The 12267-nt window shown below is 45.7% G+C and carries 6 protein-coding genes; 4 read left to right on the top strand and 2 right to left on the bottom strand.

The genetic code is table 11. The features are described 5' to 3' along the window. Window positions 1-50: 50 nt before the first annotated feature. The gene (locus LHL20_RS01345) at window positions 51-1001 is read right to left on the bottom strand and encodes a cation diffusion facilitator family transporter (protein WP_226431947.1); all 951 of its coding nucleotides are present in this window, start codon (window positions 999-1001) and stop codon (window positions 51-53) included. Window positions 1002-1442: 441 nt separating this feature from the next. Here LHL20_RS01345 and LHL20_RS01340 point away from each other — a divergent pair, with 441 nt between their 5' ends. From LHL20_RS01340 to LHL20_RS01325, 4 genes are all read left to right on the top strand, one after another. Next, window positions 1443-4121, top strand: coding sequence for a glycoside hydrolase family 16 protein (locus LHL20_RS01340; protein ID WP_226431946.1), 2679 nt, complete (start codon window positions 1443-1445; stop codon window positions 4119-4121). A gap of 67 nt (window positions 4122-4188) precedes the next feature. After that, window positions 4189-7134 (top strand): TonB-dependent receptor, encoded by a 2946-nt coding sequence (locus tag LHL20_RS01335; RefSeq protein WP_226431945.1) that lies wholly within the window; start codon window positions 4189-4191, stop codon window positions 7132-7134. 170 nt (window positions 7135-7304) lie between these two features. Beyond that, entirely contained in the window at window positions 7305-9122 is a 1818-nt protein-coding gene (locus tag LHL20_RS01330; protein WP_226431944.1) for an Lnb N-terminal periplasmic domain-containing protein, read from the top strand. 38 nt (window positions 9123-9160) lie between these two features. Then, window positions 9161-9592, top strand: coding sequence for a DUF3015 family protein (locus LHL20_RS01325; protein WP_226431943.1), 432 nt, complete (start codon window positions 9161-9163; stop codon window positions 9590-9592). An 85-nt stretch (window positions 9593-9677) separates the two neighbouring features. Here the strand turns inward: LHL20_RS01325 and LHL20_RS01320 are convergent, their stop codons facing one another. Further along, window positions 9678-12266 (bottom strand): glycoside hydrolase family 3 protein, encoded by a 2589-nt coding sequence (locus LHL20_RS01320; RefSeq protein WP_226431942.1) that lies wholly within the window; start codon window positions 12264-12266, stop codon window positions 9678-9680. Window position 12267 lies beyond the last annotated feature (1 nt).

The raw sequence follows: 12267 nt of genomic DNA, 5'->3' as shown, positions 1-12267 counted from the left end.
TTTTGTAAACCGTGTGTGTTCATTAGGGGCGTCTAACGCCCCTTTTTTTATTAGGTGAGTTCGTCGTGCTGATGATCATGCGCATGGGTATGAAGATTGTCCGGCTCATCACGACAAGGCTCGCCAGGCAATTCAAACTCAATCGTTGTGTGAGCAAGATTGAATGGCGCCAACAGTAAATTTACTTGGCGTTTCAGTTCGCGAAGCGTGTTGTTACTAATACTGCAGTCAATAACAACATGCGCAGTTAAAACATGTTGCTCCCCATCTAACGACCAAAAGTGTACGTGGTGAATCTCATCAACGTGTTTTATCGACAGTAGCGCTTCGCTGATCGCTTCCCTCACTTTTATATCTGGCACACCTTGCAGGAATAGTCCCATCGTTTGCACAACGTATCGCACCACATTAATTAGAATGAAGAGTGTAAAAACAATAGAAAGGATAGGATCAAGAATGGGCCACTGGACAAAGTGCAATACAATCGCGACAACCAACACTGCCACCCACCCCATGGTGTCTTCTATTAAATGCCAATTGAGCACCTTCTCATTCATAGAATGACCGCCGTGGAGTTTGTACGCGGCAAAACCATTAACCGCAATACCCAGTATTGCAAGTCCAATCATGCCTTGTGTCATTGGCATTTCAGGTTCCATTAATCGCGGAATCGCCTCAGATAACACCCAAACAGAACCTATCACCAAGATAACACCGTTAATCATAGCGCCCATTAAACTCAGCCGTTTAAAGCCATAGGAATACTTTTGTGTAGCCGCTTTTTTGCCCAGCTTGCTTAAGTACCACGCTAAACCAATGGACAAAGAATCACCTAAGTCATGTACGGCATCAGCCATAATGGCGACACTGTTGGTTAGCCAACCACCTACAAACTCGATAATGGTAAAGATAAAGTTTAGCCAAAATGCCCAACCAATACGCGTTGTGTCGGCATTATCAACGTCATGAGCATGTGCATGGGAATGATGATGGTGATGCATGGTTAATTCTCTGCAAAGGGAATGCTACAGCATACACAAAAAAGCGCATTTGGCCCTAATACACGGTAGATAAAGCCCAAAGCTTCCTCTAGCGCCAAGGGATTGCCCTATGGATTGTTATTAGCAATTAACACTGGACACGATAATTTGTAAACAGTGCGTGAACTGAGCAATACCAAATTTTAAACTTTTGGATAAAATGACGCTGAAGGCCTTTAAAAATAATCAACAGAAGCAAATTTTGTAGAAAAAACGCGTTTTGCAAATGTTAAAATTTTGAGAACAGTATTGATCTTTACGTGTCAGTGGCTTAATGTAATGTAAGCGCTTTCAAAACAGCCGTTTTTATTTAACCCAATTTGTAAGCGCTTACAAAACGCTTTTTACGTGGCCATCGCCGCAACATAACAACCTAATTTCTTTGGATCAGGGCTGAAAATAATGACTAAAAAAGCAACTCAACTTACGCGGATAGCTGCCGCGTTATCAGTCACAACCCTATTTGGCTGCGGTGGTGGATCAACCACTTCCACCGATATCAACGTTGTCGACCCAGTAGAGCCAGTATCAGACTGGCAACTGGTGTGGGCTGATGAATTTGACGGTACCAGTATTGATGATGATAACTGGACACACGAAGTTAACTGCGACGGTGGCGGTAATAACGAAGCGCAATGTTATACCGACAGTGCAGATAACTCATATGTATCAGAAGGTAGCTTAAAAATTGTTGCCTTGCCAGCTGAGGAAGGTGCACAAAAACCTTATACGTCAGCACGCTTAAACACACGCTACAAAGCAGATTTCAAATATGGCCGTATTGAAATGCGCGCTAAAATGCCATCAGGTCAAGGCAGCTGGCCAGCGTTCTGGATGATGCCTACTGATGAAGTATACGGCGGATGGCCTCGTTCTGGTGAAATCGACATTGTTGAGGCAGTTAACCTAAAAGCTGCTGATATCGATGGTAATCCAGAAAACCACATTTACGGTACGCTGCATTATGGTCAGGAATGGCCAAATAACGACAGTTCAGGACAAGCCTATTCATTGCCAAGCGGCGCGAACCCTGCCGACGATTTCCATACTTATGCTATTGAATGGCAAGAAGGCGAAATTCGCTGGTATATGGATGGCTATCTATATGCAACGCAACGTCGCTCAGAAGTTCGTTACAACGCCAATGGTGATGCAACCGGTTTATCGCATCGCGGTTGGTATGCTGAGTACTATGAGCAAGGCACTGGTGAGCTTACAACGCATTGGGACAATGCCCCTTTCGACCAAGAATTCCATTTAATTCTTAACTTAGCGGTTGGCGGTGCATGGCCGGAAGCGGTGAATGAAACAGGTATTGATGCTGCTGCTTTTGCAGACGGTCAGACTTATGAAATTGATTACGTTCGCGTATACGAATGTGCGTCTGATCCAGAAACAGGCAAAGGTTGTGAGACCATTCGTCCTGGATACGATTCATTAGAAGATGCACTTGTAGAAGGCGCTGCTCCTATTCCTACGCCACCATCAACAGGTATTGCCCAAGACCTTACCATATTCGACGGCACACCGAACCCGAACTGGCCGGCATGGGATTGCTGTGGTGGCACAACGCCAGCACTTGTTGAAGACGCAGACGAAGGTCAAGTTTACGAATTCTCTATTGGCGAAGCGCCAACCGTAATGGGCTTTATTAGCCGCGCTCAATTCATTACCGATCCAGAAGGTGAAGCGTCACCGTTTGATGCATCGCCTATGGAAGAAACTGGTAGCGTTAAGTTCGACTTGAAAGTTGTTTCACTACCGAACAATGCAACAACTAACTGGTTGTTCAAAATTGAAAGTAGTGAAGGCTCTACTGCGGCTGAGCTGCCATTGATGGATGGTTATGTTGGTCCAGCAGACGTAGCCGGTGCAACACCAGAACAAGGTGTATGGGAGTCGTACGAGTTCCCACTGAGCACACTAGCGGCAGCGGGCTTGGATACAAGTGCAATTGACGTAATCATGGTATTTCCTGCGTGGGATACAGGTAACGGCGCAACGTATCGCATGACCAATGTTGAAATTTCACAAGAAGGCGGCGCTAGCTACCCAGAGCTTGTTATCTTTGAAGACGGTCAAAACCCAGATTGGCCAATGTGGGATTGCTGTGGTGGTTCTACACCAACAGAAGAAATGGATGACGAAGACCACGGTCTAACTGCTGAGTTTAGAATTGGCGCAGATCCTACAGTAATGGGCTTCATTACTCGTCCAGCAGCAGGTGGTGGCGATACACCGTTTGACGCAACAGCTCTTACTGATGGCGGTCTACTACAATTTGAAATGCGTGTTGTTAATGCACCAAGCAACCCTGATGCTTCATGGTTATTTAAAATTGAATCTAATGACGCCGCGACAGCTGTTGAACTTCCTCTGGCAGACAGTGTTGAAGGTCAAGCACCTGTAGAGGGTGAGTGGCAGACTTACACATTCACGCTGTCAGATCTACAAGCACGTGGACTAGATGTAAGCGCGATTGACGTCATCATGGTTTTCCCAGCGTGGGGTACAGGTGAAGGTGCAGTATATCGCCTAGACAACGTTAAGTTTTTCCACCCTGATAGTGGTGAAACTCCAGCGGGCGGCATCACGTTGTTTGCCGATACTGCCGCTGACCAATGGTCAATTTGGGATTGCTGTGGCGGTTCTACGCCAACTGAAGAGGTTGACGATGCCGATCACGGTACAGTTGCCGAATTCCGTATCGGCGGTACACCAACGGTAATGGGCTTCCTTGCTGATGAAGGTACTTCGTATGATGCATCAGCACTGTTATCAACTGGCGTTGTTCGCTTTGAAATGAAAGTCAGCGCTATGCCAAATGATGCATCAGCACCGTGGTTATTCAAAATTGAGTCGATAGGCGCATCTACTGCGGTTGAGTTGGCGATGTCAGCCAGTGTGGAAGGTGCAGACCCTGTTGAAGGTGAATGGCAGACTTATACGTTCCCACTTCAAACGCTATACGATGCAGGCTTAGACATCAGTGCTATCAACGTGATCATGATGTTCCCAGCTTGGGGACAGGGTGAAGGCGCAGTCTATCGTGTGGACAACCTTGAAATAGCAGCGCAGTAACAAAGCAACTGCCGCTTGTAACAGTGCAGGCGGCAGTCTTGAATTGATAAGAATTAGTAGGGCAATTATGAAACGCACAACTTTTAAAAAGACCCAGCTTGCCACATCAATGGCTTTGTTGATGGGCTCATCCCTTGCATTTCCTACCTTTGCACAAGAAGCAGAAACAGCTGAACCGTCTGAAGGTGAAGTAGAAGTTATCCAGGTTAGCGGTATACGCGGTAGTATGATGCGCTCGATGGATCTTAAGCGCAGTTCTAATGGTGTTGTTGATGCTATCTCTGCAGAAGAACTGGGTAAGTTTCCTGACACCAACCTTGCAGAAGCACTGCAACGTATAACCGGTGTGACAATAAGCCGTAACAATGGTGAAGGTAGCCAAATCACTGTTCGTGGTTTTGGTCCAGAATTCAACCTAGTTACACTTAACGGCCGCCAAATGCCGGGTACAGGTTTCACCCGTTCATTTGATTTGGCCAACTTGTCTTCAGAAGGCGTGAACACGCTTGAGTTACAGAAGACAGCACGTGCAGAAAACCCCAGTGGTGGTCTAGGTGCGACAGTGAATATCATCACTATGAAGCCGCTTTCTCAACCTGGCCAAAACGCAACCATCTCTGTGAAAGGCATTTATGACTCGTCCAACGAAGAAGGCGACGATGTAACACCAGAAATTGCGGGTGTATACAGCAACACCTTTGTCGACGATATGTTTGGTTTTGGTTTGTCTTTCTCACATCAAGAGCGTGACTTCCAACAGCAATCTGCAAATATTCAAGGCTGGCAGCTACAAGAAAATAGTGCGCTTCCAGAACTTGATGCGGCCAACGTTATTGATAATCGTACGAACCTTACCGATGTCGCTTTCTTCCCGAAAGATATGAACTATGGTATCAGCGACGTACAGCGTGAGCGTCAAAATGCGCAAGCGACATTCCAATTCCGTCCTGTAGATAACTTCACTGCAACCGTTGATTACACAGCATCACGTGCCACTACTGGTACTAACTCTGTGGGTTGGGGTATCTGGAACAACTTCGGTGCTAACATTAATGCTTATGAGCTAGATGAAAACGGCACTGCAGTTTATGCTGATATTAGTGGTGATGACGGTTCATTCACTGCAAGCCGCAACACAACACGCGTAGATGCTCGCTCATTAGGTGTAAACCTAGACTGGATGGTAAACGACGACTGGCACTTCAAGCTTGACTACCATGACTCGTACAACAAAACAGACAATGGTTATGACAGAGGTCTAGGCAGTGCTGGACAAGTTATTCTTGGCTCTAATCAGCTAGAATCAAAAGTGTACGACTTCCGTTCAGGCGAAATCCCACAAGTTTTCGTAAACTGGAACAACGGTACCAACGAAATTCTACCTAGCGAGATTGACTCAAATTTCAGTCAATTCATCTACTCGCCTGGTCGCTCTGACATTGAACAACTTCAACTTGATGGTACGTGGTACAACTCTGCGTTCGATATCCCGCTTGTTAAAGTCGACTTTGGTGTTGCACGCACTGAACAAGCACTTAGCGGGTTCTCTGCGTGGAGCGGTTTACGTGGTGGTCCGGGCTTTAACCCATCATTTACACAAATTTTCCCTGATAGCATGTTTATTCGCAACGACACCTCAGGCTTCTTAGATGCCTTTGACGGTGGCGGTGCAGGTATGAATCCAGGGTACTACTATACCTTCAACTTTGATGAAGCCATTGCCCGTCAGTTAGCGTTTATCACTGCTGACGTAGTAGGTGAAGGCAACGCGTACTCTATTGACCCATACTTTATGGGTGCACCGTCAGTAAGTAATGTTGAAGAGATCACAGACTCAATATACGTACAAACTGAGTGGGATTTCGAAGTAGGTGACTACCTTGTGCAAATTAATGCAGGTGTTCGCTACGAAGAAACCGAAGTACCAAGTTCTGCGGAAGTACGTGTACCAGTTCAGGTTAACTGGGTAGCGGCGTCTGAGTGGATCACGCAGTTTGAAGATGACTTGCAGTTGCAAGACTTCACCGGTGAGTACGACGTTGTATTACCAATGTTCGACGTAAAAGTAGATGTAACCGACGACATCGTGGCGCGATTCTCGTGGGGTAAATCAATTACGCGTGCTCCGATTGGTCTACTGCAAGGCGGTCTATCATTTAGCGGAAGCCCGAAAATTGGCGCGCGTACCGCTTCAGCAGGTAACACAAGTCTATTGCCATTCGAGTCGAGCAACATAGACCTATCGTTAGAATGGTACTACGACGATGCAAGCTATGCGGCTGTAGGCTTATTCAGAAAGTCTGTTGAAAACTATATTACAACAACAGGCCAAGACAGACAGTTCGAAGGACTACGTGATATCTATCAAGGTCCTCGCTGGAACGAAGCGGTAAGCGCGCTGGAAGCTGCCGGTGAACAAGCCACTGATAGCGCCATCTACGATTACTTTGTTCAAAATGGCTATGCCGATGAAAATGGTGTTGTGACGCCAAATGCTGATGATCCGCTAATTACATGGCGTACCACTCAGCCTGGTAACTCAAGTGACTCTAAGACAGTTGAGGGTATTGAACTTGCTATTCAACATACGTTTGGCGACACCGGCTTCGGCTTTGGTGCAAACGCAACGCTTGTTGACGGTGATGTGGAGTACGACCCATATAACCTTGGTGAGCAAGATCCGCTAGTAGGTATCAGTGACTCGGCTAACTTCCAAGTTTTCTATGAAAAAGAGGGACTGTCAGTAAAAGTTACCTATGCATGGCGTTCAGACTATGTCGTTGGTATTGGTCAAGCGCAAGGTTCATCTGACAACCCTGCCACTCAATTTGATACTTTTGGCCAAGTTGACGCAAGCATCAACTATGACGTAAATGAAAACCTAACGGTATTCCTTGAAGGTGTGAACATCAACGATGAAACCGAACGTGGTTACGGCCGCTTTGAAGAGCAATTCTTGTTTGCTCGTCAATACGGACCTCGTTACACCTTAGGTGCTAGATATACCTTTTAAAACGTGTGTTCTCGTGTGAGTTCAGGCCGCTTTATAGCGGCCTTTTTTTATTTACGCAGAACAGTCTATGTATTATTCTTGCTGCCTCAGTCAATTTGCGCCTTAGGGCATTTATTGAGTAGAGAAAGTCACGGCAATAATAACAATAATTACGGATGTTCCCTTAGTTCATGGATGGAATAAAATTATTCCTCGCGGTTTCCATACTTCTTATTTCTCATTTGGTCTCAGCGAGTGAAACACGCCTATCTATCGAAGATGCAGCGCAGTCTCATCAATGGCGTGCGTTGCTTCACTATGAACGCACTATATTCACAGATAATCAATCTGCGATTACGTCGTCAGACTTCTTTTTTTCAGATGAAGGTCACGTTGACCCGTTATCTGAACTGCGCGCAAGTTTAACGGCCTTTTCCACTACGCCTGAATTGCAGTGTCAATTTCCTGCTCGCGCAAAATTTATCGAGAATAATGTTACGCAGCTTCCTACAGTTAAGTGCGCTGAGTTTGAAGACTTTGTTGCGACGGTGGGCGCCAAAAGTGTCAGTCTAATTTATGCATCAGGGTATCTAGGCAATCCGGCCAGTATGTATGGCCATGTCTTTTTAAAATTTAACGGTGCACAAAAAAGTGAACTACTGGATAACACTTACAACTATGGCGCGCGCTATCCCAAAGACGAACACCCTATTCGCTATATTATTAATGGTATATTTGGTGGTTACGACGGTTACTTTGCCAACCAAAAGTTTCACCACCAAACGCTGACCTACAATGAATCAGAGTTGCGCGATTTATGGGAATATTCACTTAATTTAGCGCAAGATGACATAACCCTTCTATTGGGGCACCTATGGGAACTAGAACAGGTTCCCATGACCTACTATTTCTTTAAGCAAAATTGTGCGTATCAGATTGCTTATTTGCTTTCTATGATAACCGGCAAGTCTTATATTCCTGAGTCAAAATTATGGGTCATGCCATTTGATATCATTACTCAAATTGAGCGCGTAGACCCTGCGCTAATAAGTAACGTATCTTTCCATCCCTCACGCCAAGAGGTCTTATATAGCCGGTTTGCTCAATTGTCGTCACATGAGCGCGCTGTGTTTACAGAACTGTTGGAAGGCATCATTGAGCCATCTGATTTAGATAGCATAGTTGGCGAGCAGAATGCAAAGAGAATCATTGATACCGCTTTTGATTATTTTGCCTACATAGAACAACGCGGTAGTATGACGCCTACAATGCAGACTCTACGAAAAACACTGGTGGACCTAAGGTTTTCACTGCCAGTGGGACAAAGTCGATTTATAAAGCACACACCCAAAGCGCCACACCAAGCCCAAAATACGAGCTTGTTACAAGTAGCCACCTATTACAATGAAGCGCTTGATAAAGGGCTAGCTTTTCGCTTTCGCGCTAATTACTATGATTTGCTAACGCTGAACGCTGCGCGTATTCCTTTTTCTGAACTCAGTACGTTCGACCTAAATCTTAGAGTGGACGACAATGCCAATATACATCTTGCTGATCTCACGTTACTGCGAATATTCAACCTCAATGCTGCGCAAACCGGCTTACCTTACGACACCGGATACGCATGGAAGCTTGCGACTGGATATCGAGAGATGAACCTAAGCGGCGAGACAGGCGCGTTTTACGTTGATGGTTTAGTGGGGAAAAGTACGCAAATTATACAAGATTTTGCCTTGTACGGCGGCCTTTCAGGCACGCTAACAAGCAAAGACAACCTTGGTGGCTACCTTGGAGTAGGTGCTGAGATTGGTGGCGTGACAACAGTCACACCACAATATGCTATGTCCTTTAGCGTGGGACATCAGAGGTATGTAAACGCTTTTGATAAAAGCCGGACCTATGCAACGTGGGAACAACGGTTTACGAATGAACAAACATTCGATTTCAGAACGTTATTACGCTATGACGATGCGTTTGAATTTTCAATCGCATGGTCACACTACTTTTAAAGTGAAAATAATAAATCTAAAAAAATGGAGTTAAAACAATGAAAAAGATTGCATCTATTGCAGTAGCTGTTGCGGCGTTATCTTCTAACGCATTTGCTCAAGATAGCGTTGAAGCGGTTAACCCGTGGAAACACTGTGGTATTGGCGCGGCTATCTTTGACGACAACGGTACTGCAGCTGCACTTTCTAACATCATTTGGGACTTGGGTACTACAGCTATTACATCAAAAGTGTCTTCTGAAGACTCTTGTTCTGGCAAGCGCACTAAAGTTGCAATGTTCATTCAAGACAACTTTGACGCAGTACTAGAGCAAACTGCTATGGGTGAAGGCGAGCACGTAAATGCAATGCTAGACATCCTTGAAGTAGCGAACGAGAAAAAAGCTGCTGTAGTAGCTGCGGTTCGTGGTTCAGTAAATGCTGAGACGCAACCAGAAGCGTATTACAACGCAGTTATCGCTGCTATCTAATACATAGAGCGCAAACAAAAATGCCGCTTAGTCTTTAAGACTTAGCGGCATTTTTTATAGTTTAGTTTCGCTTACAGGCTAATGGCTACTGACAAGATATTTCAGCCTCATTGGCCATATCAGGCGTAAATTGGATATCAGCCACACTCAAGCTTGCCTTTCCGGCGCTGCCTAACTCGAATGGCACTACAAGCCCTGTAAAATCGATACCTTCTTCAACAAAGCACTGCAAATCGATGCTTAATGTTGACCATGTATCACGTGGTAAAGCCTTTAGTTGCTCACTAATATCGATATTAGTAGAACAACTACCTGCTGCATCACCTTCGCCTTCGCAGTTCATCGTAAGATTCACTGGCGAATTTATCTCAGAGTGACGGTTTACACTGAATGTGAGCGCCGCATTATTGAGTAATTGCGCACTGAGATCTTCACGGAAGAAACTCTTGCTCGCAAAGCGCATTGCACCATACGCACTGCCATCAAAACTCACTTTACGGGCATCCTCTTGAACTTCTTTATCCACTGTGCGATAGCTCACAGCGCCAACGGTATGCGTGCTCGCATTCACTGACAAAGACTCATCACCAGAGTATAGCCATAACACCCAAGGCGCCTGCACCGAGCCATTTAGAATTGCCATAGGCGCTTCATTCTCACTGCTTACTTCAACCTTGGTGTTAAGTGAATCACCCAGCACATCTTCATCACTCAATGTCAGACCAAAGCCATAAGGTAGCAGTGGCGCGTAATCGTCATCACCTACATTCACAATTTGTTGCGGTGTTGCAGGCCATGAAAACGGTAACTTTCCTTTAAAATCTTGCTTGCCAAAAAGAACGTCAGCAACTGCTGCACCTTCAGAACCTGGTAACCACGCAGCAACAAATGCATCTGATGCATTTAACTCAGCGTTAACCCACATAGGACGACCGCTTATAAAAACAGAAACGACAGGAATACCTTGTCCTTTCAATTTATTAAGTAGTGCGAGGTCGCGCTTGTTACCGTACTGATAAATCAGTGTTTCTCTGTCGCCGTGCCCTTCTGCATAAGGCTCTTCACCAAATACAACAATAGCGACATCGGGTTTCGCATCAAATTCACCATCCACCGATAATACCGCTTCACCGCCTGCTTGCTCAGCGTACTGTTTAATACCATCGAAAATAGACGTACCACCAGGGAAGTCATCATTGGTGTTGTTAGTACCTTGCCAGGTAATTGACCAACCACCTGATTGCTTACCAATATTATCAGCGGCGTCACCAGCGACTAAAATACGCTTTGCGCCATCAAGCGGTAACGTCTTTGCTTTGTTTTTAAGCAACACTAAGGATTCTCTTACCGCTTGCTTCGCCACATCTCTATGGCTGTCTTTCCCGATAAGAGAGCGGTCACCTGATAAAGGCCTGTTGGCTGGGCTTGGTTTTTCAAATAACCCAGCACGCACTTTTACGCGTAAGATACGACGAACAGCATCATCAATTCGCGACATCGCGATAGTGCCATCTTTAACTTGAGCGAGGGTATTTTCATACAGTGCTTTCCAATCATTCGGCACCATAAAGATATCCAAGCCGGCATTTATGGCTTGTGCACAGTCTTCGTTATTGCATCCTGCCACTTGGCCATGGCCATTCCAGTCGCCCACAACAAACCCATCAAACCCCATTTGCTCTTTCAATACATTAGTTAGCAAGTACTTATGACCGTGAAGCTTTTCGCCGTGCCAACTGTTAAATGAGGCCATAACAGACTGCGCACCTGCAGTGAGACCACCTACATAACCTTGCGCATGAATATCAAAGAGTTCTTGTTCAGTCGCGATGTTGTCGCCTTGGTCATCGCCAGCAACCGTACCACCGTCACCGACAAAATGTTTAACAGTGCTAATTACGCGTTGGTCGCTTAAGAAGTCTTTATCAGCTGCCCCTTGCAAGCCTTTTACAACAGAGGCAGCATAGGCACGTACAATGGCGGGGTCTTCTGAATAACTTTCATAAGTGCGCCCCCATCTATCATCACGCACAACAGCCACCGTAGGGGCGAATACCCAATCAATACCGGTTGCCATTACCTCTTTCGCTGTAATATGCGCAATCTGTTCCATCAATTCTGGGTTGTTTGCTGCTCCAAGCCCAATGTTGTGGGGAAACAGTGTGGCACCGATCACGTTATTATGACCGTGTACCGCATCTGTTCCCCACATGGTGGGAATCGTTGAACCATCTAAACTATCGTCTACCGAAGCCTGATAAAGCGCTTCTGCTAAAGCTACCCAGTCATCAGGCGTGGCATGTTTGTCATTATTAGGAAATGCGCCACCGCCGTTTAGGTACGACCCGAAGCCATACTTACGCATATCTTCCACGGTGATATTGCGAATTTCTGGCTGAATCATTTGAGCAATTTTTTGCTCTAATGTCATAGACGCCATGATGTCTGACACCTTCGCCTCAACACTTGCATCAGGCTTTACTTCTATATCAAGCTTTGGCCATATGGCAGCAGCATTTTCTGCAGCTTGAGATGGCGATGTATCACTGGCGGCTTCTTGTTGAGGTATTGAGCTACTCTGACTCTCAGGTGATGAACACGCACTAAGCATTGTGCCCGTTATCGCGCCTATTAGCGCCGTCGTAACAATGTTGGCGAGTTTTGTTTTTCGCATT

Origin of the sequence: Alteromonas sp. McT4-15 (assembly GCF_020515205.1) — a bacterium.
Lineage (GTDB): Bacteria > Pseudomonadota > Gammaproteobacteria > Enterobacterales > Alteromonadaceae > Alteromonas.
The sequence above is the reverse complement of the archived record's forward strand: the minus strand, read 5'-3'. Positions and strand labels throughout refer to the sequence as shown.